The organism is Gilliamella sp. Gris3-2, assembly GCF_001690345.1.
Taxonomy (GTDB): domain Bacteria; phylum Pseudomonadota; class Gammaproteobacteria; order Enterobacterales; family Orbaceae; genus Gilliamella; species Gilliamella bombi.
Map to the genome: position 1 here is coordinate 1 of NZ_LZHB01000054.1, position 23,789 is coordinate 23,789.

Sequence of the window (23,789 nt, forward strand, 5' to 3'; positions counted from 1 at the left end):
CTGTTTAAAATCATCTGTGAATGTTCGTCTTTTGCGTTTAATCTTATTCATATTTGTTCCTTTTTTAGTTGTGATAAGTTTACCTTACCCCTTAAAAAAGTTGTATGATTTAGTGTAGCCGATCCAGGTTACCATCTCTAATACAAGTCCTACATATCCTATCAATGTCAATAGCCCAATGTTGTGTATTCTCTTTGCTTAACGATAATGATACACCACTACCGCTAACCGCACTCACCGTTGTACCATTTGCAGCTATAACTTGTTCAGGAGAGATTCCTCCCAATAATAAATAGAAATATAACCTATCAGATCCTGTCGTCGGAAAGTTTTCTGCTATATTGCTATTATTTGTGACTTTAAACCCTTTTAACGAAACCCAATTTGGACCATCCATATCCCAAATGGTAGTACCAAAAGCATGGTCATCGTAAGCTAAATTTGGTTGCGCATAGCAAGCAACTGGCCTATTCATATTGGCATTAATATAGTAACTATGCTCATTACCCGTAAGATTGCTACTATTGGGAACACCATACTGCGTCGATAAGGTGCTTGCAGTTGCTGTTAAGGTAAGTTTATAAGGCCCATCACAAAGATTTAGCCGTCTATTCGGATTTGCTTTAACTTCTCCTGTAATATCTGTACCATTTTTATCTTGCCATTTTATGGTTAAATTTCCTGTTGCATTTATATTATCATCGCCATCATCGTCTCGACCATAATTATAAGGTGAATCCATTAATTCGCTTAATTGAATTCTTGGGTAATTTACCAATGGTACTATTGCTTGTATATCAGCAAATGTATCTGTTATATTTGGCATTTCAATTGGTGCATCTACGTTAGATTGATCTATTACTGCATTGGGATAAAGTGCACTATTTGCTCCCTGAGGAATATAACTAATATTTGGTAGTCTTATACCCAATAAATCTTCCATACTAGCAACTTTAGTTACACCATCAATACTTAAATATGGTGCAGAGCCGTGAATGACCTGTGATGTCTTTGCCGATAACGCCTGCGAGCTCAGCGAATAAGGCAATAAAAGCAATGGAGCAAAAATCAGCGGTGACTTGGATAGCAATCTAGAAATCAAAGATATCCTTGCCAACAACTTTATCGATTTCGATAGATTTGGTGATAAAAATAAGAATCGAATCTGTTTTTAACTACTGTGAAATTGAAAAAGATTTAAGGCGTAGGGTTGCCAAGCCTGGTGCCTATTATGATAGCGCATAACATTCTACCTGTCAAGTAATTTGTTGTTTTATTTGTGTTTTTATGATTATTTGCTTATTTAATAAGCTTTATTATACTAAATAATGCGTCGAAATTATAGCTGGTTAAACACTAAAGAGCTAGTATTTGTTAATTTATTGTAATGTCTTGAATACGATTGAAACATTACAAAAAACTTAGCATAAATATTTTTTCGCTATATTTTATCGTCATTTATAAAAGTCAAATTACCCATGCCATATTTATGGAAAAGCCCTTTAACGGAAATACTCACTTTAATTTTTTTAAAATAGGGCTTAGGCAGATATTTTCTGAACCTAGTATATAGTCATGGATCGGCTACACTATGTGCCCATTTATTGCTTTAGTATGCCTTATTATCTTGTAAAAAAGATTCAGGAGTTTATACCGTTTCATATCTCAACGAGTCGTTAAAAACTACTAGCTTGAAGATCTTGTTTTTGTAGTCGATTTAAACCGAGCAAGACAAGCTGATAAATGTTGAATATTGATTAAACATTCTTTTTTATTTTTGATCTTTTAAGAAAGTAATTTTGAGACAACTACTGGCATAAATGTAATGCCAGTGCCAAATAATTTTTTTGCTATTTCAGAATGAAGTCCTAGATATCAACAAATATAGATCTTTTTAATATCAAGTAATTTAGGAAAAATTTAACTTTTTAAAAGAATTAGGATGTTGATATTAAACGCTTTGGCAATAATTTGTTATTTTGCATTATACCAGCGCCAATAAATTGCTTGCCTTGATAAATTCGCACTAAGGTTTCAACTTGCGTGGAGCTTTTAAGTTCGATGGTTCGTCCTAATAATATGTCTTTACCTTGCGTATCGCTAAGGGTAACTTTTGGGCGATCTTGCAATGGGCTGTCAACGGGCATTAGTAGATCATCTTTAAGTTCGATATTTTGTAGCTGTTCTAAGGTGACCATGTTTTCAATCGGGTAATTGGAAACTTGTAAACGCCTTAAATAAATAACATGTGCTCCGCAACCCAATAATTCCCCTAAATCATCAATAATGGTTCGGATGTAGGTGCCTTTTGAGCAGTGTATTTCTAACGTTAATTCGTTTTTTATTGCATCAAATTGGATAAATTGATTTTCGTAAACGGTAATTGGTCTAGCTTCACGTTCAACCACAATACCTTGGCGAGCATATTGGTAAAGCGGTTTTCCTTGATATTTTAATGCCGAAAACATAGTTGGCACTTGTAAAATATTACCGCGAAAATGAGTTAAAGCTTGGTTGATTTGTGATTCAGTCACTTTAACAGGTTTGGTACATATAATTTGACCATCGGCATCAGATGTATCGGTTCGTTCTCCTAGTTTGGCGATCACACGATAACGCTTATCTGAATCCAATAAATATTGTGAAAATTTGGTTGCTTCACCAAAACAGATAGGAAGCATCCCTGTCGCTAGTGGATCAAGAGCTCCCGTATGCCCTGCCTTTTTAGCATTAAATAACCATTTTATTTTTTGCAACGCATCATTTGATGTCATGCTTTGTGGTTTGTCTAGTAATAAAACGCCGTGAAGATCACGGCGAGTTTTTTTTATATTCATCATTTTTATACTGAAACACATAGTTACCTGAAACTTTTTGACAGAGTTCAGGACTATTTTTAATATTAATCTTTATGACGCTCATTATCTTGTTTGATAACATCCGCCACCAAACTCGACATTTGCATACCTTTAACGAGCGACTCATCGTAAAAGAATTTTATCTCTGGAATGATTCGCAAACGCATCGCTTTGCCAATTAAGGTTCGAATGTAACCTTTAGCATCATTAAGTACCGTTAATCCTTGTTCAATAACTTGTGGATCATCGTCATTCAAAAAAGTCACAAAAACTTTGGCATACGAAAGATCACGCGAGATATCAACGCCTGAAACGGTTACCATACCAAGACGAGGGTCTTTGATTTCTCGTTGTAAAATAATTGCAATTTCTTTTTGTAATTCATGCCCAACTCGAGATGAACGATTAAATGTTTTTGCCATATCTATTTTCCTTATAAATGAATAAGCAAGGACTATACCTTGCTTATAACATCAAATACGTTGTAATTAGATCGTACGTTTGATTTCGATAGTTTCAAAAACTTCAATCGTGTCGCCAACACGAACATCGTTGTAGTTACGCACACCAATACCACATTCGGTTCCATTACGTACTTCGTTAACATCATCTTTAAAGCGACGTAATGATTCAAGTTCGCCTTCATAGATAACAACGTTATCACGCAATACACGAATTGGGTTGTGACGTTTAACAACACCTTCGGTTACCATACAACCTGCAATTGCACCAAATTTAGGTGATTTAAACACATCACGCACTTGAGCAAGACCAATAATTTCTTGTTTATATTCTGGTGCAAGCATACCGCTCATGGCTTGTTTAACTTCGTCAATTAGATCATAAATAACAGAGTAATAACGTAGATCTAAATTTTCTGATTCAATTACTTTACGTGCTGAAGCATCGGCACGAACGTTAAAGCCTAAAATGATCGCATTTGATGCAGCAGCCAGTGATGCGTCAGTTTCGGTTATACCACCCACACCTGATCCAATAATTTTAACTTTAACTTCATCTGTTGATAGTTTAAGTAATGAATCAGAAATCGCCTCAGCAGAACCTTGAACATCTGCTTTTAGAACAATATTAAGTTCAGAAACATCGCCTTCTGTCATGTTGGTAAACATGTTTTCAAGCTTCGCCTTTTGTTGACGAGCAAGTTTTACATCACGGAATTTACCTTGTCGATAAAGCGCAACTTCACGAGCTTTCTTTTCATCGCGTACAACAGTGGCTTCGTCACCAGCTGATGGTACTCCAGACAAGCCAAGAATTTCAACTGGTATTGATGGACCAGCTTCAGTCACTTCTTTACCTAGTTCATTACGCATCGCTCGGATACGACCATATTCAAATCCACAAAGTACGATATCACCTTTATGCAATGTACCTGATTGAACTAGTACTGTTGCAACTGAACCACGACCCTTATCAAGGAATGATTCAATCACAACGCCGCTTGCCATACCTGTTTCGTACGCGGTTAATTCAAGCACTTCAGCTTGTAGTAAGATGGCTTCAAGTAGTTGATCAATACCAGTACCTGCTTTAGCAGACACATGAACAAACTGGGTATCTCCACCCCAATCTTCTGACATCACGCCATATTGTGCAAGTTCGCCTTTTACTCGCTCTGGATCAGCTTCAGGTTTATCAATTTTGTTAACAGCAACAACAATTGGTACATTTGCCGCTTTAGCATGTTGAATCGCTTCAATTGTTTGTGGCATAACACCATCATCAGCAGCAACAACAAGTACTACAATATCCGTTGCTTTAGCACCACGAGCACGCATTGAGGTAAATGCCGCATGCCCTGGAGTATCTAAGAAAGTTATTTCTCCATTTGGAGTTTTAACATGATAAGCACCGATATGTTGTGTAATTCCACCAGCTTCGCCTGAAGCCACTTTTGCTTTACGAATATAGTCAAGTAAAGAGGTTTTACCATGGTCAACGTGTCCCATAATGGTAACTACAGGTGCACGAGAAACTTTTTCTGCACCTGTATCACGATCGCTCATAAGAGATTCTTCGAGCTCATTTTCACGACGAAGTACTACTTTATGTCCCATTTCTTCAGCCACTAATTGTGCTGTTTCTTGATCGATAACTTGATTAATAGTTGCCATTGCCCCCATTTTCATCATAGTTTTGATCACTTCGGAACCTTTTACTGCCATTTTATTCGCTAATTCAGCAACGGTAATGGTTTCACCAATAACAACATCACGATTAACCGCTTGGACAGGTTTAGTAAAACTTTGTTGCAACGTGCTTTTACCTTTCTTTTTATTATGGCCGCCACGAGTCACAGCTCGAGCTTCTTCACGTTCCGCTTTGCCTTCTGATAGCTTGTTGCCTTTTTTCTGTTTAGTTTGTTTAGTATTTCGACCACGTCCACGAGCGCTTTCAACTTCACGATCAGTTTCATCTTCTGCTGCTCTAGCGTATTTAGAGGTTGTCACATGATAATCTTCATCTTCTGTATGATCACTATCATCAACTTCATTATATTGTTCTGCTAGCTTACGAGCTTCTTCAGCCATACGCTTGGCATCTTCCTCTAATTTTCGACGATTTTCTTCTTCCGCTTTACGTTTAATTTCATTCGCTTCAGCTTCTAATCGTGCTTTTTCTTCTTGCGCTTTTTTTACTTTTGGATCAACTGCTCGCTCTTGTACCGCTTTCGCTTTTTCCTCTTGAGCACGCTTTTTCGCTTCTTCTTCAGCTTTCTTTTCTTTTTCTTCCGCTTCTTTACGCGCTTTTAATTCGGCTTCTTGTTTCGCTTTTAATTCTGCTTCTTGGCGAGCTTTTTGTTCAGCTTCTAAGCGTGCTTTTTCTTGCTCCGCCGCAATTTCAGCTGGATCGCGTTTAACAAAAGTTCGTTTTTTACGAACTTCTACTTTTATTTCTTTGCTTTTGCCACCACCGCTCGACACATTTAAGGTTGAGTGCGTCTTACGTTGCAATGTTAACTTTGTTGGACCTTGCTGAGGTTTTAAATGAGCAAGCAAAGCTTCTTTCTCCTTTTGTGTGACAGTGTCTGTTGCAGATTTCTTCATACCTGCATCAGCAAACTGTTGCAAAAGTGTTTGCACTGGTGTATTGATTTCTTGAGCCAGTGTTTCTATTGATACTTTGGTCATGTATTACTTTTCCTCAATTATTCATCTGCAAACCAACAAATATTACGAGCAGCCATAATAAAATCGCCAGCTTGTTCGTTTGTTATACCTTCAATTTCAGCTAAATCATCAGTACCTTGTTCTGCTAAATCTTCCAAAGTAATGATGTCATGTTGTACTAATTGATAAGCTAACTCTTGTGTCATACCAGGTAGATTTAGCAAATCTTGAGCTGGTTGTTTTTCGCCACTATTTGCTAGTGCAAGTGTTGTTAATGCATCTTTTGCTCGCGTTCTTAATGCTTCAACAAGATCTTCATCAAGTTCTTCAATTTCAAGCAATTCGTCAACTGGCACATAGGCAAGTTCCTCAAGTGAGGTAAAGCCTTCTTCAACTAATAGCTGTGCAAGCCCTTCATCAATATCAAGATGTTTCATCAAATTATTGATTGCAGCAAAAGATTCTGCATGATGTTTTTCTTGTAAATCTTCGTTACTCATCACATTTAGTGTCCAGCCAGTAAGCTGTGAAGCTAAACGGATATTCTGACCATTTCGACCAATGGCTTGTGGTAAAGTTTCAGCATTGACGGCTACATCCATGGTGTGTTTGTCTTCATCAACAACAATTGAAACAACATCTGCCGGCGCCATAGCATTAATTACGTATTGTGCAGGATTATCGTCCCATAAAACAATGTCAATACGTTCTCCACCAAATTCATTAGATACTGCTTGTACGCGCGCACCACGCATACCAACACAAGCACCAACAGGGTCAATACGACGATCATTACTACTAACTGCGATTTTAGCACGTGAGCCAGGATCACGAGCCACGCCTTTGATGTCAATCATCTCTTCACCAATTTCAGGGACTTCAATACGGAATAACTCTTCCATCATTTCAGGGTTTGAACGGCTAATGCATAATTGTGCAGGTTTATTATTTTGTTCTACAAGATATAAAATACCACGGACACGATCGCCTATGCGGAAGTTTTCACGCGGTAACATATCATGGCGTGACATCATTGCGTCTGCATTGTTACCTAAATCAAGAATCACGCTATCGCGATTGGTTTTTTTGACAATTCCAGTCACAATATCACCAATACGATTTCTAAACATGTCAATGATCATTGCACGCTCAGCTTCACGTACCTTTTGTACAATAACTTGTTTTGCTGTTTGTGTGGTTATACGGTCAAAAGCAACGGATTCAATTTGCTCTTCAACGTAATCGCCAAGTTTAACAGATGGGTCTTCGTATTGTGCAGCGTCTAATGTCATTTCTTTAGTTGGTTGCGTAACTTCATCAACAACAAGCCAACGGCGGAAAGTGTCGTAATCACCTGTTTTATGATCTATTTTAACAACAACGTCAATATCAACATTATGCTTCTTTTTTGTGGCCGTTGCTAATGCGGTTTCTAAAGCTTCGAAAATTTTATCACGCGTAAGTGCTTTTTCGTTTGATACAGCTTCAACAACAGCTAAAATTTCTTTATTCATCCTTTACATCCGTACTCTATTTAAGGTTAAAATTAGGTACAATATTCGCTTTTTGAATATTACTAAAAGCAAATACTTCATCTTTATCATCTACAGTTAATGTAATCATTTGGCTATCGATAGACTTAATTCGTCCTTTCCATTTGCGGCGATTAGCAACAGGTATACGTAGACTGACTGTAACTTCTTCACCAATAAACCGCTGATAATGCTCAAGCGTAAACAAAGGTCTGTCCATTCCTGGTGATGAAACTTCAAGATTGTAAGCATCTTTGATCGGGTCTTCTACATCAAGCACCGCACTGATTTGACGGCTTGCATCAGCACAATCATCAACCGTAATACCATTTTCACTATCAATATAGACTCGTAGTATAGGATAACGACCACGAATATATTCAACTCCGACTAATTCAAAACCAAGTGCATTAACTGGCTCTTGGATAATATCGGTTAATTGTTGTTCTATATTAGCCAAACAAACCTCCACAGCAGAAAATAAAAAAGGGCATAAAGCCCAACATTCTTTTTAAACTTACGCTTAAATCACTACACGAAAAAAAGCCTCGACATGCGAGGCTTACATTCAAAAACTAACTATAATGAAGCCACTTTATTCGAACTTTCAGACAATAACAGGATAAATTGGTTTATGAATGAAAATTTAAGTGGTTGCGGGGGCTGGATTTGAACCAACGACCTTCGGGTTATGAGCCCGACGAGCTACCAAGCTGCTCCACCCCGCGATAGATGAATGAGAATTATACGGCATTTTAAATAAAATGCAACTGCAAATCACACTGATTTTATCAGTAACCTTAAAATTATTAAAAATATGCTACACGTCAATTTTAATATATATATACCACTTAACTTAAGCATAATTGTTTAACTTATATTGGCACAATAATTCCATTTTCAAGCCTATTATTGTGCCCACTATTTAGTACTATAAAGTAATATAAATTACTTGCTAGTTGCCTGTTTCATTGATTGAACAAATTTGGCTAATTGGTTAAGCATTTGTTCAGGATTGTCGAGGTTTTTCTCAATAATTTTTACTGTTGCCGATCCGCTAATTGCCCCAACTGCACCGGATTTAATCGCTTCGCTAACTTGAGTCGGTTCTGAAATACCAAACCCTTGTAACGCAGGTGGAGCGCCAAACTCAACTAATTTTTTGATCAGATGGGTAAGCGGTTTGTTAGCTCGATTTTCAGCACCAGTAACACCTGCTCGTGATACCAAATAGGTATAACCTTTGCCTTGCTTAGCAATACTTTGAATGACTTTATCATCAGCATTTGGTGGACAAATAAAAATCGGTGCTATATTGTATTTTTCGGCGGCCACTGTAAATTCTTGTGCATATTGAGCTGGCAAATCAGCAATCAATACTGAATCAACTCCCGCTTTGGCACACTTGGCATAAAAGTCGTCGATACCATTTTTGAAAACTAAATTAGCATAAATAAGTAATCCTATTGGAATATTGGTGTATTGCGCTCTGACATTGGTTAAAATTTCAAAACACTTTTCAACTGTTATTCCTGCTTTAAATGCCCGAATATTGGCATTTTGAATAGTTGGACCATCGGCCATAGGATCTGAAAATGGGATCCCTAGCTCTAGTGCATCAGCGCCAGATTCAATTAAAGTTTGAATGATTTTAAATGACAGTTCTGGCGTTGGATCACCAACTGGAACAAAAGGAACAAAAGCACCTCGTTTTTCGGCTGTTAATGTTGCAAACAGTTTTTGATAACGACTCATTCTATTTCTCCTTTTGCTTTTAAAATATCATAAACGGTAAAGATATCTTTATCGCCACGCCCTGACAGGTTAACTATTAGTAGCTGTTCTTTAGTTGGATTTTCTTTTATCATTTTCATAGCATAAGCTAATGCGTGTGATGATTCTAACGCAGGAATAATACCTTCATGTCGTGATAACGCTTTAAATGCATCAAGCGCTTCATCATCAGTAATTGAAACATAATCAGCACGACCAATACTATCTAAATACGCATGCTGTGGACCAACTGATGGAAAATCTAACCCTGCCGATATTGAATAAGATTCTTCAATTTGTCCTTCTTCCGTTTGCATCATCGGTGATTTCATACCGAAATAGATGCCAAGCTTACCATGCTTTAACGAAGCGCCATGTTCGCCACTTTCAATCCCATGACCTCCTGGCTCTACACCAATTAATTTGACGGATTTATCATCAATAAAATTAGCAAACATACCAATTGCGTTTGAACCACCACCAACACAGGCAATGACTGCATCAGGCAAACGTCCTTCTTTTTCAAGGATTTGTTGTTTAGCTTCACGGCTGATCATCTGTTGAAATTCACGTACAATTGTTGGAAAAGGATGCGGACCTGCTGCAGTACCTAACATATAATGCGCTTTTTCATAACTACCAGACCAATCACGTAATGCCTCGTTACACGCATCTTTTAAAGTCGCTGAACCAGTTTCAACTGGGATGACTGTTGCGCCCATCAATCGCATTCTAAATACGTTAGGTGCTTGGCGTTTAACATCTTTTGCACCCATATAAATTCGGCATTTTAAGCCAAGTAGTGCGCAGGCTAAAGCCGAAGCAACACCATGTTGCCCTGCACCTGTTTCGGCTATAATTTCAGTTTTGCCCATTCTTTTTGCAAGTAAGGCTTGCCCTAATACTTGGTTGGTTTTGTGCGCACCACCATGCACTAAATCTTCTCGTTTTAAATAAAGCTTAGTTTTTGTTCCTGCAGTTAAATTTTTACATAATGTCAGTGCGGTTGGTCTACCTGCATAATTAACTAATAGGTCATTAAACTCTTTCTGAAAGTTTGGATCGTTGATTGCAGAGATGAAGGCATCCTCAAGTTGCTCAAGTACTGGCATTAATATTTGCGGGACATATTGCCCACCAAATTCGCCAAAGTAAGGATTTAATTTAGACATAACCATTCCTTTTTTAAATTAAAAAATTAAATTTGTTCAAATACTGCTTGGATTTTCTGTTTATCTTTAACTCCTGGTGAAACTTCAACCCCTGAATTAAGATCAACACCAATCACATTCGTCGCTAAAGCTGATTTAATATTTTCTGGATTAATGCCTCCAGCTAAAATGACATTATTTAGATCTTGATTATCAAGTAGCGACCAATCAAAGCTTTTTCCTGTACCGCCTGCACCATGATCAAAGATATAACGAGACACTAATGGATTGGCATGTTCAGGTACAGCACCATCAATACTTAATGCTTGCCAAATTTGACAAGTTTTGGGTAATTCTTGGCGCAATGTTTTGATATAGTTTGCATCTTCATCTCCATGCAGTTGCACTGCATATAAAGATAACTGTTTTGCTATTTGGCATACGGTTTCAATATCTTCATTTCGAAATACACCAACCCAATTAAGTGGCGCTGCTGCAATAACTGTTCGAGCCTTAATTGGCTGTATATAACGTGCTGAATTTGTGACAAAAATCAAACCACCATAAACTGCACCAGCTTGATAAGCACTAACAGCATCTTCGGGACGTGTTAAACCGCATACTTTATTTTCGCCTAACATCACCTTACGAATTGCCAAAGTTAAGTTTGGTTCAGACATTAACGCACTGCCAATTAAGAATCCATCTGCAAAACGACTCAGTTCTTTAACCTGATTGTGAGTATAAATACCCGATTCACTAATAATAATGCGATCGTTAGGAATTGATTTGGATAAGGCCTTTACCCGATTTAGATCAACCGTCAAATCCCTTAAGTTACGATTATTAATACCGATTACTTTCGCACCCAGTTGGATGGCTCTTTCAACTTCGTTTTCAGTACTAGCTTCTGTCAATATCCCCATATTGAGCTTATGAGCAATGTTACTTAGATGACGATATTCATCATCCGTCAATACAGATAGCATTAATAGTACTGCGTCAGCTTGATAATAACGCGCTAAATAGATCTGATATTCATCAATAATAAAGTCCTTACAAAGCACGGGTTGTGTGATTTCATTACGAACTATGGGTAAAAATTCAAAGCTACCTTGAAAATATTTTTCATCAGTTAATACTGAAACTACTGAAGCATAATCTTTATAAACTTTAGCAATAGCGGCTGGATCAAAATCATCCCGAATCAATCCTTTTGATGGCGACGCTTTTTTACACTCTAAAATAAAAACCGTTTTAGGTTGATTTAACGCTTGATAAAAATTGCGATCACTAGGGAATATCGCTGATTTAAAGGTATTAATTGGCTTTACTGCTAACTGCTCAGTTAACCATGTTTGTTTATCTTCAATGATTTTTTTCAATACTGTTGCCATTTCAACATTTTTTACTAATGCTGCAATTGCCATGTTATTCTCCACTTATTATCTTGCTGCTAGTTGTTGTAATAATGCATAAGGTTTACCACTTTGCATCATTTCAATTGCCCGTTGTGCATTTTGTTTTAAATTTGACTCGCCAAATAAGCTCATTAACATCGCAACATTAGCTGCAATTGCTGATTGGTGTGCTGGTTTTCCGTGACCTTGTAAAATGGCAATTAACATATCACGATTCTGCTCTGGTGTCCCACCTTCAATATCTTTTAAGGTAAATGTTGGCAAGCCAAAATCGTCGGGTGTAAGTGTAAAATAACGAATTTCACCATCTTTGACTTCAGCAACGTCAGTTTTGCCATGAATAGCGACCTCGTCCATTCCTGCACCATGCACCACATAAGCATGTTTATAATTAAGCATTTTTAATGTTTCAGCAATCGGTTGGATCAAATCTGGATGATACACGCCTAATAATATACGTTTAGGACGAGATGGATTAATCAATGGCCCTAACACATTAAAAATGGTCCGAGTTTTTAATTGTTGGCGTATTGGTGCTGCATGGCGAAAACCTGAATGATATTGCTGGGCAAATAAAAAGCACACGCCAAGTTCATCTAATGCCTGACGAGATGTTTGTGCTGACATATTTAATTTAATGCCTAAGGCAGAAAGCACATCGGAAGAGCCTGATTTACTTGATACACCACGATTACCATGTTTAGCCACTTTATAACCCAATGCTGCAGCCACAAAAGCACTAGCTGTTGAGATGTTAATGCTATTGGTGCCATCACCCCCAGTACCAACAATATCAGTAAAATCATAATCTGGAGAATCAAAATGATCGGCATTCTCAAGCAATGCTAAAGCTGCCCCTGCTATTTCATCCGGTTTTTCACCACGAACTTTCATACTAATTATTGCGGTAGCCAATACAGTTGGTTCAATCTTACCTTGAATAATTAAATTAAATAGTATTTTACTTTCCTCTTGTGTAAGGGTTTGCCCTAAATATAATTTATTAACAATAGGTTGAATATTATACTCTTGCTTATCAACAATAGCTTCCTGTTTTGGCTTCTCTTGTTTTTGTGGAGGATTTAGTGCCCATTTAATAGTTTGTTCTAATAATTCTACACCTTGAATGGTTAATATCGATTCTGGATGAAATTGAAAACCACAAACCCGATCCTCATCATTACGAACTGCCATTACAATATTATTGCAAAGCGCATTGATGGTTAGTGTTTTTGGAATATTTTCACCTTTTAAAGAGTGATAACGAGCCACCGGTAGCGGATTTGGTAATCCTTTAAACATCGCTTGCTCATCATGCTCAATTAAAGATGCCTTACCATGCAAAATATCGCCAGCTGGCACAATCGCTCCACCATAGGATTCCACAATAGCTTGATAACCAAGGCAGATACCAATAATAGGCAATTTACCTTTTAAACGTTTTAACAGTTCTGGCATGCATCCAGCGTCACTTGGCGCTCCTGGACCTGGTGATAACATTAAAATAGGGTTTTGCATTTGTGACAATTTTTCAATAATTACATTTGCAGGGATAGTATTTCGATAAATCGTCACACAATGCTTACTATTACGTAATTGATCGACCAAGTTATAAGTAAAAGAATCAATATTATCAATAAATAAGATATTAGCCATTAGAATACACCTTCTACATTATGCGCTGCCATGATAGCTCGAATAACTGCACGTGCTTTATTACGTGATTCATCAGATTCTGATTGTGGCTTTGAATCTAGCACCACACCACTGCCAGCTTGTACTGTCGCTATGCCATCTTCGACATAGGCACTTCGAATCACAATACAGGTATCAAGATCGCCATTCGCGGTAAAATAGCCAACAGCACCACCATAGCTACCACGTTTAACTTTTTCTGATTCAGCAATTAATTGCATCGCACGAACTTTGGGTGCTCCTGTTAATGTTCCCATATTCATAGTGGCTTGATAAGCATGAAGCGCATCTAAATCACTGCGTAACTGACCAACCACACGCGAAACTAAATGCATCACAAAAGAGTAACGATCCACTTTTAACAAATCTTTGGTATAACGGGTACCGGGTTTACAGATACGCGCTAAATCGTTGCGCGCTAAATCAACTAACATTAAGTGTTCAGCCAGTTCTTTTTTATCGGTACGCATTTCGAGTTCTAATCGACTATCTAAATCAAAATCAATTTCACCATTTGTGGTTAACCCACGTGGACGAGTACCGGCAATTGGGTAGATTTCAACTTGATTAGTTGCTTTAGTATACTTAAGTGCACTTTCAGGTGAGGCCCCAAATAACACAAAATCACTATCTTGCATATAAAACATGTAAGGGCTTGGATTATTGTTTTTTAATACCTGATAAGCCGATAATGGCTCAGGGCAAGGTAATTTAAAACGCCGTGAAGGTACTGCTTGAAAAATTTCCCCCTGCTCAATTGCATCTTGCATTTTTTTTATAATTGTATTGAAATCATCATCACTTTTATTACATGTCACATCGATATTAGCAAGGGACTGTATATGAATGGTTTTCATTGGGCTATTTAATGTTGCTTGTAAATTAGTTAACCGTTGCGTTAAGCGCTCAGTTTCTTTTGAATCAGAAGTGAAAACCGTCGTTTTTAAAATGGATTTATGATCTTTATGATTTATTTCTAATATTGTTTCAGCTAAATAAAAACAGAAATCTTGACAACGCTGCTCTGTAGGTAAATTAGGTAAGTTTTCAAATCCAGCGACAAGGTCGTAACAAAATAGCCCACCAACAAAAATCGCATCTTGACCACATTGTTCAGGGATATTCACAATAGTCAATAATGTGCGTAATGCATCAAAGACTGATAGCGACTTTAATCTTGAATCTTCATCTTGCATACTATCAATAGTGGGAAATACCAATTTAAGTGTTTGTTCATCCACTTGTACATTATCTAACTTGTCTGTAAAAGCCTGTTGTAATAAAGGTAATAGCTTTTCACCATTTGTGGTCAATGCCTTAAAAGTCACTTCATTATTTATTGCCGAAATACGTAATGCACTATCGACAATCATGACACTTTTAATTCCTTGCTTATTATCAATTTCGGCTGATTCTAGTAACAACGTTGCCGGTTTACTATCGCACAATTGATAAAACACTTGAGTTGGATCTTGATAATAACCGATGGTTTGGGTTATTTGTGTTAATGTCGGCTTATTCATTGTTGGCTCTCTACATTTAAATTTTTATTTAGCTGATTCGTTTAACATCCAAAAACTAAAAAACCCGCATAAAGCGGGTTGTGTAAAAAAGACAATACATCATTACATCACCCGCAAAAGGTAACGTACCACCAACCAAAGCTGGTGAATTGACGAGTAATAAGATGTAAATATTGTGCTTTCATAATTTTTATCGATTAAAAATAAATTTTGTACTATTAAACTAGTTTGCTAGCACACTGTCAAGAGATTATTTATTTTTAAAAACAAACTTCGCATTTATAACTAGGCAAAAAATTTAATAATCTATAAAATGGTTGACTCATTTTTATTATAAAAAATTATAAGGATTTTTGAACTATGCCAGTATTTTATATCGTCATTGGTGTTATTGTTTTGCTTGCGTTAATTACTGTCTTAAAGGCAATTACAATTGTTCCCCAAGGTTATCAATATACTATCGAACGTTTTGGTAAATATACCCATACACTTGAACCCGGTTTAAATATCATTATTCCGTTTATGGATGGTGTTGGTCGTAAAATTAATATGATGGAGCAAGTACTCGATATTCCATCACAAGAAGTCATTTCAAAAGATAATGCTAATGTGCAAATTGATGCTGTTTGCTTTATCCAAGTACAAGAAGCAGCAAGGGCTGCATATCAAGTAAATCAATTAGAGCGTGCTGTCATTAATTTAATGATGACTAATATTCGTACTGTTTTAGGTAGCATGGAATTGGATGAAATGTTATCACAACGTGATCATATTAACTCTAAGTTACTAAGTATTGTCGATGAGGCAACAAGTCCATGGGGAATCAAAATTACCCGTATCGAAATTCGAGATGTTCGCCCACCAGCAGAATTGATTGCTGCGATGAATGCGCAAATGAAAGCAGAACGTAATAAACGTGCCGAAATTCTTGAAGCAGAAGGTGTTCGTCAAGCAGCGATTTTACGCTCTGAAGGTGAAAAACAATCTGAAATATTAAAAGCAGAAGGTGAAAGACAATCTGCCTTTTTACAAGCCGAAGCGCGTGAACGTGCTGCCGAGGCAGAAGCAAGAGCAACTCAAATGGTATCCGATGCTATTGCTGCAGGTAATATTAATGCTATTAACTACTTTGTTGCCCAAAAATATACTGAAGCATTACAACAAATTGGTTCATCGGATAATAGTAAAGTGATTATGATGCCACTTGATGCGTCAAGTTTAATGGGTAGTATTGGCGGTATTGCTGAGTTGATTAAAAACACGAAATAAAAAATCAATTTTTATACTTAAACATAGTGTTTCCTGAAACTTTTTAACAAAATCTATAAACGCTATGTTTAAGATTTTTACTGAATGTATTATAAAGGTAATCAATAATGACTGATTTTTTTATGGTTTTCTATAGTTCACCCCATTGGGTATTTATTGCTTTAGGCGGTATTTTGCTGATTATAGAATTACTTGGTACTGGCGGATACGGGCTTTGGAGTGGGATAGCTGCCATTATTGTTGGTTTAATTGCTTGGATTTTACCTCTTTCTTGGCCAATTTTATGGATTTTATTCGCAATCCTAACGCTTGTATCTGCTTATCTTTGGTGGCTTTGGCTCAAAAAGCAAGGTAAAGATAAATCAAGTAAAGGCGAAATCAATCAGCCACAACAAGATTTAATTGGTATTAAAACAGTTGTCACAGATGCTATTGTTAATGGCTCAGGTCGAGTAAAAATCAAAGATGGAACATGGTCGGCAAGATGCGTTGAAGATCTTAATGTTGGGCAGCGTGTTGAAATTATTGCTGTGGATGGTTTAATTTTAGATGTGCTACCTATAAATCAATAGTTTTTTGCTAGTTATAAAAATAAATAGGGCGCATTAACAATGCGTCTTTTTTATTATAAGAGCGAAAAATGAATTACAAAAAAATGATTTTCATTGGGGTATATGTCAGAAATTACTTTTTTCAAATCACTCAAAGTCATATTTTCTTGTTGGGCATGGTTTTCGGTAAGTTGATCAAATGTAATTTGTGTAATGTTAACTATTTTAATTGTACAAAAATACTCATCAGTTTCAAAAGTTCCAACACGAAGCTTATCACCAACTTTAAAATGTGATTCACTCTTATCTCGAATGGTAATGACTTTTAAACCAGCTAAAATATCAGACTTAAAACGTTGATAAAAAGTAATATCATTTTGCACAGCATTATCCTATGTGAAAATTACCCAAATTACTTAACAAGTATTAATCAAGCAAAGTAAATGTTTGCTTGTCCTGAGTTGTCGAATCACTACCGATATACACATTAAATTTTCCTGGTTCGGCAACATATTGCATTTTATTGTTCCAGAATTTCAGCATGTCATATTTAATCACAAATTTTACTTGCCCCTTAGTGTGCGGTTTTAAAGTAATATTATCAAAACCAATTAACTCTTTCACTGGGCGGCTAACCGACGCTGTCACATCTTGCAAATAAAGCTGGACGGTCTGCATACCTTCTCTATTCCCTGTATTTTCAACATTAACGGTGACAATAATTTCACCATCTCGATTCATTTTAGTACTTGATAACGAAAAGTCCATCGCAAAATTGGTATAACTCAAACCAAATCCGAAGGGGAATAACGGCTCATTAGGACTATCAAAATACGAGGTTGTATATTTGCCCATATTTTCCGTACCACGAGGACGGCCTGTATTCAAATGGCTATAATAGACTGGGATCTGCCCAACATTATAAGGAAAAGACATGGGCAATTTGCCCGAAGGGTTATAGTCACCAAATAGCACATCGGCAATAGCATTACCTCCTTCGGTTCCTAAAAACCAAGTTTCAAGCATAGCATCTGCTTGAGCATACTCTTCAGATAATGTTAAAGGACGACCATTCATTAAGACAATGACCAAAGGTTTACCTGTTTTTTTCATTGCTTTAATTAATTGTTTTTGAGTTGCTTGCAAAGATAGATCTGTTCGACTTGATGACTCATGAGCCATACCTTCTGCCTCACCAACAAAGGCAATAACAATATCAGCTTTTTTAGCTATTTTCACCGCTTCTGCAATCATTTTATCGGCTGGTCGATTATCAAATTTAGTTGTTTCTCCGTATAAATTTAAAAACCGATATAAATTTTCATCATCAGAAAGATTGGCACCAAATGCATAGCTAATTGATTCAGGATTTTTAACTGCATTTTTAATACCTTCTAATGGAGTTACCGCTAAATTAGCACGCCCAGCTCCCGACCAACTTCCCAAAATATCACGTTTTGAATCAGCTAATGGACCAATCACCGCAATTTTCTTATTTTTAGCTAGCGGTAATATCTCATTCTCATTTTTTAATAGCACAATACTACGGCGAGCCACATCACGAGCTTCTGCACGATGTAATCGATTATCAGCAAACATTGTGTCGATATCTAATTTTGGATCTAAATTACGTTTAGGATCACTAAATAATCCCATATCATATTTAAGTTCAAGTACATGACGACAAGCTTGGTTTATTTCATCTTCTGTGATAGCACCTTCTTTGACTAATTCAGGCAAAAATTGTAAGAAATATTCATCATTCATACTTATATCAATGCCAGCTTTAATCGCAACACGTACAGCATCTTTCGGATCACTAGCTACGCCATGATTAATAAGTTCACGAATAGCCCCATGATCACTGACAACAACACCATCAAAATGCCACTGAGTACGTAGTACTTCGGTTAATAACCAATGATTAGCCGTTGCTGGGATGCCATTAACGCTCACTAACGAAACCATAACTGCCCTGCTACCTGCATCAATTGCTGCTTTATAAGGCACAAGATATTCTTGGAACATTTTGCGTTCGCTCATGTCCGTACTGTTATACTCACGCCCTGCTTCAACTGCACCATAAAGTGCAAAATGTTTTACTGATGTCACCAATGATTTTTTATCGGCAAGCGATTGCTTTTGCATCTTTTCAACAAAAATACGTCCAGCTTCTGATGTTAAATAAGGATCTTCTCCAAACCCTTCAGACACACGCCCCCATCTAGGATCACGTGTAATATCAACCATTGGCGCCCAAGTTATATTTAATCCATCCGAGGTAGCTTCGTCAGCTGATACTTCAGCAGCTTTTGCAATTGCACTACGATCCCAAGTGGATGCAATACCTAAATTAATTGGGAAGATAGTTCTATGTCCATGAATTATATCAAAACCAAAAAATAGAGGAATTTTATTGCGAGATTTTAGAGCACGCTCCTGCATTTGAGAAAGGTCAGGTTCGACAACAGTATTAAAAATGCCACCAATTTCACCTGCTTCAATTTTATCAAGTACTTTATCTAACGTTAGATCACCACCAACACTAATTAGGCGCAATTGTCCCGCTTTTTCTTGAAGCGTCATTTTTGATAATAGATTATCAATAAAAACTTTCTTTATTTCCTTTACTTCGCTATTAGGTTCTTGTGCAAACAAATGCCCAGAAAAGATAAGAAAAAATAAATATATAGCTACTTTTTTCATCATAATAAATATTGTTATAATTAAGAGGATAGACAAGCAGACAACATAACGTATTTACAAAAAATTTCGTTTTTTATCTACTTACATTCAGGTTTAAAACATCATAATAGTTATTGCATCCCCTTATTCAAACACTGTCTTTTCTGAAATTTTTTTACAAAGTTTAAGGGATAATATTGCCGACAATTGTTGGCAATATCAACTCAATAACACATTAATCTCTAAAATTGGTAAATTGAAACGGTTGACCAAATTCGCTATTTTTAACTAATGCCATAGTAGCCTGTAAATCATCGCGTGATTTGCCTGTAACACGGACTTGTTCACCTTGAACTTGAGCTTGTACTTTAATTTTGCTGTCTTTGATCGCTTTTACAATCTTTTTAGATAGCTCTTTATCAATACCCTGCTTAAGCTTAACCGTAATGCTATAAAGTTTACCGCTGTGCTCCATTTCTTCAGGAATTTCAAGTGCACCACCGTCAATACCACGTTTAGCTAGCTTATCACGCAGAATATCGAGCAGTTGCTGTACTTGGAAATCAGATTGGCTTGTTGCTTTAATCGTTTCATTTTTTTCATTTAATTCAAACGATGCTTCAACATTTTTAAAGTCCCAACGAGTAGCTAACTCACGAGTGGCATTTTCAACACCATTTTTAACTTCTGGCATTTGAATTTCTGAAACGATATCAAAAGAAGGCATAAATTCTCCTCTTCTAATGGTTATAAAACTAAAATTATCTAGTTAATAAATAGAATAATCGTCGCCTAACAATAATTTAGACGACTTTAAAATATAAGCGTGAATTAATCGATAGTACGAAGCAATTCATTGATACCTACTTTACCTAAAGTTTTAGCATCAACTTTTTTCACAATAACTGCACAATAAAGACTATATTTGCCATCTTTTGTCGGTAAGTTGCCAGAAACAACTACTGAACCAGCTGGTACACGTCCATAGTGAATTTCACCAGTTGCACGGTCATATATTTTAGTACTTTGACCAATAAATACACCCATTGAAATTACGCTACCTTCTTCAACAATAACGCCTTCAACAATTTCGCTACGTGCACCAATAAAACAGTTATCTTCAATAATGGTTGGGTTAGCTTGTAACGGTTCTAAAACACCACCAATACCAACACCACCCGATAAATGAACATTTTTACCAATTTGCGCACAAGAACCAACTGTCACCCATGTATCAACCATCGTACCTTCATCGACATAAGCACCAATATTGACATAAGATGGCATTAATACAGTATTTCGAGCAACATAGGCACCTTTACGAGCAATAGCAGATGGAACAACACGGAAACCTTCTTGTTGGAATCTTGCTTGATCATATTCAGCAAATTTTAATGGCACTTTGTCATAATAGTTAGTCGGACCGCCATCAATCAGTTGGTTTTCGTTAATACGGAAAGAGAGCAAAACCGCTTTTTTTAACCATTGATGAGTTACCCAATCACCATTGATTTTTTCTGCGACACGCATTTTACCACTGTCTAATAAAGCAATGCATTGGTTAATCGCATCACGTGTAACTGTATCAACATTTGACGGTGTAATCTCAGCACGACGTTCAAATGCTGCTTCAATAATAGTTTGTAATTGTTGCATCTCAAGTTTCCTTTAATTTATAGTCCGTTAGCAAATAATAAATAGATAGACAGTATAATATAATCTTTCTTGCTTTTTAAGTGGTTTAATCAAAACACCACAATCAATATCCAAGCAATCAAAAACAATCGAAATCTTAGTAAAGTCATAGGAAATCACAAAAAAACAGAAAAATAAAAGCTTTAATAAAAATCAATACCTTTTCTGATCACTTTTGGGATGTAATTGCACTGCTTTTTAACACAAAACAACTCACAAAAACCACCTAAGGCTATGTTATTTGTCTTATTCTCGCGTCAGACAAATTTGTCTGGAACAAATTTGAATATCTGAGCACAGAGAAGATGGCCTCGAAAAGGCGAGTATCAGGATGATACGAGAAGCGCCGTAGACACATTATGCGCTAAAGCGTGGGATTGCAAAAGGAGTTCGCTCTAATTCCCCTTGCTAGGACATATTCAAGATAGCTATTTTATTCCCCAAAGGTCAATACGTCCGAAACCTTGCCGTACTATAAATAGACCACGAATTTAAACCGCCACAGCGTAATCATTAGAATTGCCAACCACGCTTTCAGCGTCAGCGGCGGGGGCGGCGCTATTGTGGCTTTGCCACAATAGCGCAACCCTAAGGAAAACGCCCCAACTTACGCGGGGGCTTTATTCTTTTTTATATTGTCCTATCAAGCGCCATAACCACCTTCCGCGCTCTAAGGATTAAGAACTAAGAAATAAAAGTTAAGGTGTGACACAAAGGCCCAGATATCCCCAATTTTCATAGCCATCTAAGAAGGAGCGGCCTGTGTGCTGGCAGGTCACTACGTTGTGCTCATAGTTATAGTCACTTGTCCAGTAGCAGTACTCGTAGTGGTGACCAGTACCGAAGCCCACATCAGCGTAATCTACCAGATGACCCCACTCCGAGAAAAATCCTCCACCTATTCGACGCTGATAATACTTAACCCATGGTGAGTAAGGTTTGGCGACCTCAGGAGCTTCGCTTATTGCATTGGTTAAATCTCTTGCCCGTACCAAACGATAACCAAAACTTTTACACCATGCGGTATGATCCCTAAGTCCTCTATCTCCCCCCCCCCGATGGACAAACCACTGCCTCAATTCAAATCCATATTTCACCATTACTCGCCCACTAGCATCCTTGCCCTCTAGTACGAAGGTATGAGGTAAATTTGGCTTGTGAATTTCTCCAGGATTTGAATAGTCCCTCGCTCTAGGGCCATTTAACCATACTCTTAATGCAAATTGCCTTTTATCTTTAATCCAATTATCACGCTGATCTGGCCTTGTCCAGTGCGCCGTTACTTTTATTCCATCATACTCAACAGGGGACCAAGTTAATTGGCTTAAATCTTGAACGGGTGGATCTAAAATATCAAAGTATAAACCATCTGCCCCCATTGTTGGAAAATTATTTTTGTAAGCTCCTTCATCATTGGCTAAAACTTTGTATCCCTTATCTGGATCCCACCACTCAAAAGAACCAGCGTGTCGACCGCTAGCAAAGTCGTTAATGTTCGGCCTTGCAAAAAGCGGAAACGGCTCAAGCGGTGGTGGTGGTGGCACCGGCTTCGGCGGCTTCGGCTGCGGTGGTGGTTCTGGCTTCGGCGGTGGTGGTGGCACCGGCACCGGCTTCGGCCACGGCGGCGGTGGCGGCGGTGGCGGCGGTGGCGGCGGCGGTTCTGGTAATGGTGGTAATGGGCTAGATGAAAGTATTATTGCATCACTACGATTAACCCCAAATGAATAACTACTATAAAAGGCACTACATAAAATAAAAAAAAGCAAACATATATTGCAAAATAAAATACGTTCAGCAGTTAAATGGTTTGGATACTTCATTTTATTTCCTTTATCAAATAATATTTTATTTTTATAAGTTTCTAGCATTACTAATAAATTCCCACGCCAACAAACATATAATTTGTTAAATAAATTATTTAAACTTATCCGACACCCTAAGCATTGAAGGCTAAAGGTTGAAGAACAACGCAAACAACTGATAGATTGGCATAGTGTTTATTGCTGACAACATCACCAAAATATGTGTTTACTGCTAATTTATTGCGCCAAAATGGGGCACTCACTTGTTCATCAACATCGCCCTCCTATTCCTTTGTGCCACTAACTCCTTCAGATTCAATGAACTAAATAATGTCGCTGTCGTCATGTTAATATCAGCAAAACTTTGGTTTACCTCGGGTAACTTAATCTGGATTGTCGATAATGAAAGGCGGCTTTGTGGTGTGAATTTTCGACTGTTTGATAAATTAATACCTAATAAGTCATCTGTTGCTGTCACTTTAATGACGAGGTCATCAAAGGCTAAATAGGATGCTCTACCTTGAATGCTATCTGCTGTCGTGGTCGATAATGCCTGTGATTTTAATGAACACAGCAATAACAACAATGCCAATGGGATTTTTAGCAATAATTTTGTGAGAAATTTCGGTAATAATTTAGATAATTTAGATAATTTAGATAATTTAGATAATTTAGATAATTTAGATAATTTAGATAATTTAGA

General features: G+C 37.1%; 19 protein-coding genes and 1 tRNA gene. 2 read left to right on the plus strand and 18 right to left on the minus strand.

Features of this window, described 5'->3' with window-relative positions:
• Positions 1 to 109 precede the first annotated feature (109 nt).
• The 12 genes from A9G32_RS07595 to A9G32_RS07650 form a co-directional block, all read right to left on the minus strand.
• Positions 110 to 1,102, minus strand: a complete 993-nt coding sequence (locus A9G32_RS07595) for a hypothetical protein (RefSeq protein WP_065590099.1) — start codon at positions 1,100 to 1,102, stop codon at positions 110 to 112.
• A gap of 835 nt (positions 1,103 to 1,937) precedes the next feature.
• Entirely contained in the window at positions 1,938 to 2,837 is a 900-nt protein-coding gene (truB, locus tag A9G32_RS07600) for a tRNA pseudouridine(55) synthase TruB (RefSeq protein ID WP_218055867.1), read from the minus strand.
• Positions 2,838 to 2,902: 65 nt separating this feature from the next.
• Positions 2,903 to 3,280, minus strand: coding sequence for a 30S ribosome-binding factor RbfA (gene rbfA, locus A9G32_RS07605; protein ID WP_065590101.1), 378 nt, complete (start codon positions 3,278 to 3,280; stop codon positions 2,903 to 2,905).
• Between the two features lie 66 nt (positions 3,281 to 3,346).
• Positions 3,347 to 6,010 (minus strand): translation initiation factor IF-2, encoded by a 2,664-nt coding sequence (gene infB, locus A9G32_RS07610; protein ID WP_065590102.1) that lies wholly within the window; start codon positions 6,008 to 6,010, stop codon positions 3,347 to 3,349.
• Positions 6,011 to 6,027: 17 nt separating this feature from the next.
• A complete protein-coding gene (gene nusA, locus A9G32_RS07615) occupies positions 6,028 to 7,503 on the minus strand; it encodes a transcription termination factor NusA (protein ID WP_034910699.1) in 1,476 nt (491 codons plus the stop codon).
• A gap of 16 nt (positions 7,504 to 7,519) precedes the next feature.
• Entirely contained in the window at positions 7,520 to 7,981 is a 462-nt protein-coding gene (rimP, locus tag A9G32_RS07620; protein ID WP_065560173.1) for a ribosome maturation factor RimP, read from the minus strand.
• A gap of 191 nt (positions 7,982 to 8,172) precedes the next feature.
• A tRNA-Met gene (locus A9G32_RS07625) sits at positions 8,173 to 8,249 on the minus strand.
• A gap of 220 nt (positions 8,250 to 8,469) precedes the next feature.
• Positions 8,470 to 9,276, minus strand: coding sequence for a tryptophan synthase subunit alpha (gene trpA / locus A9G32_RS07630; RefSeq protein WP_065590103.1), 807 nt, complete (start codon positions 9,274 to 9,276; stop codon positions 8,470 to 8,472).
• Entirely contained in the window at positions 9,273 to 10,466 is a 1,194-nt protein-coding gene (gene trpB / locus A9G32_RS07635) for a tryptophan synthase subunit beta (RefSeq protein WP_065590104.1), read from the minus strand. The genes trpA and trpB overlap by 4 nt, the downstream gene beginning before the upstream one ends.
• A 26-nt stretch (positions 10,467 to 10,492) precedes the next feature.
• Positions 10,493 to 11,875: a bifunctional indole-3-glycerol-phosphate synthase TrpC/phosphoribosylanthranilate isomerase TrpF gene (gene trpCF, locus A9G32_RS07640; RefSeq protein ID WP_065590105.1), complete on the minus strand. Its 1,383-nt coding sequence runs from the start codon at positions 11,873 to 11,875 to the stop codon at positions 10,493 to 10,495.
• A gap of 15 nt (positions 11,876 to 11,890) precedes the next feature.
• A complete protein-coding gene (trpD, locus tag A9G32_RS07645) occupies positions 11,891 to 13,522 on the minus strand; it encodes a bifunctional anthranilate synthase glutamate amidotransferase component TrpG/anthranilate phosphoribosyltransferase TrpD (RefSeq protein WP_065590106.1) in 1,632 nt (543 codons plus the stop codon).
• The gene (locus A9G32_RS07650) at positions 13,522 to 15,084 is read right to left on the minus strand and encodes an anthranilate synthase component 1 (RefSeq protein WP_065590107.1); all 1,563 of its coding nucleotides are present in this window, start codon (positions 15,082 to 15,084) and stop codon (positions 13,522 to 13,524) included. Before A9G32_RS07650 ends, trpD begins: the two co-directional genes overlap by 1 nt.
• Before the next feature lie 360 nt (positions 15,085 to 15,444).
• On the opposite strand from A9G32_RS07650, the gene A9G32_RS07655 reads away from it, so the two are divergent.
• Both A9G32_RS07655 and A9G32_RS07660 read left to right on the plus strand, forming a co-directional pair.
• Positions 15,445 to 16,353: an SPFH domain-containing protein gene (locus A9G32_RS07655; protein ID WP_034910684.1), complete on the plus strand. Its 909-nt coding sequence runs from the start codon at positions 15,445 to 15,447 to the stop codon at positions 16,351 to 16,353.
• Between the two features lie 107 nt (positions 16,354 to 16,460).
• Positions 16,461 to 16,925: an NfeD family protein gene (locus tag A9G32_RS07660; RefSeq protein WP_065560179.1), complete on the plus strand. Its 465-nt coding sequence runs from the start codon at positions 16,461 to 16,463 to the stop codon at positions 16,923 to 16,925.
• A 53-nt stretch (positions 16,926 to 16,978) separates the two neighbouring features.
• Here A9G32_RS07660 and yqfB read toward each other — a convergent pair whose 3' ends face one another.
• From yqfB to A9G32_RS12820, 6 genes are all read right to left on the minus strand, one after another.
• Positions 16,979 to 17,287 (minus strand): N(4)-acetylcytidine aminohydrolase, encoded by a 309-nt coding sequence (yqfB, locus tag A9G32_RS07665; RefSeq protein WP_034910676.1) that lies wholly within the window; start codon positions 17,285 to 17,287, stop codon positions 16,979 to 16,981.
• Between the two features lie 43 nt (positions 17,288 to 17,330).
• Complete coding sequence (gene bglX / locus A9G32_RS07670) at positions 17,331 to 19,613, minus strand: beta-glucosidase BglX (RefSeq protein WP_065590108.1); 2,283 nt, start codon at positions 19,611 to 19,613, stop codon at positions 17,331 to 17,333.
• A 211-nt stretch (positions 19,614 to 19,824) separates the two neighbouring features.
• The gene (locus tag A9G32_RS07675) at positions 19,825 to 20,316 is read right to left on the minus strand and encodes a YajQ family cyclic di-GMP-binding protein (protein ID WP_065560184.1); all 492 of its coding nucleotides are present in this window, start codon (positions 20,314 to 20,316) and stop codon (positions 19,825 to 19,827) included.
• Between the two features lie 104 nt (positions 20,317 to 20,420).
• A complete protein-coding gene (gene dapD, locus A9G32_RS07680; protein ID WP_034910674.1) occupies positions 20,421 to 21,245 on the minus strand; it encodes a 2,3,4,5-tetrahydropyridine-2,6-dicarboxylate N-succinyltransferase in 825 nt (274 codons plus the stop codon).
• Positions 21,246 to 21,982: 737 nt separating this feature from the next.
• Positions 21,983 to 23,104, minus strand: coding sequence for a hypothetical protein (locus A9G32_RS13030; RefSeq protein WP_176701336.1), 1,122 nt, complete (start codon positions 23,102 to 23,104; stop codon positions 21,983 to 21,985).
• A 241-nt stretch (positions 23,105 to 23,345) separates the two neighbouring features.
• A partial coding sequence (locus A9G32_RS12820; protein ID WP_176701307.1) for a hypothetical protein occupies positions 23,346 to 23,789 on the minus strand: 444 nt, incomplete at its 5' end.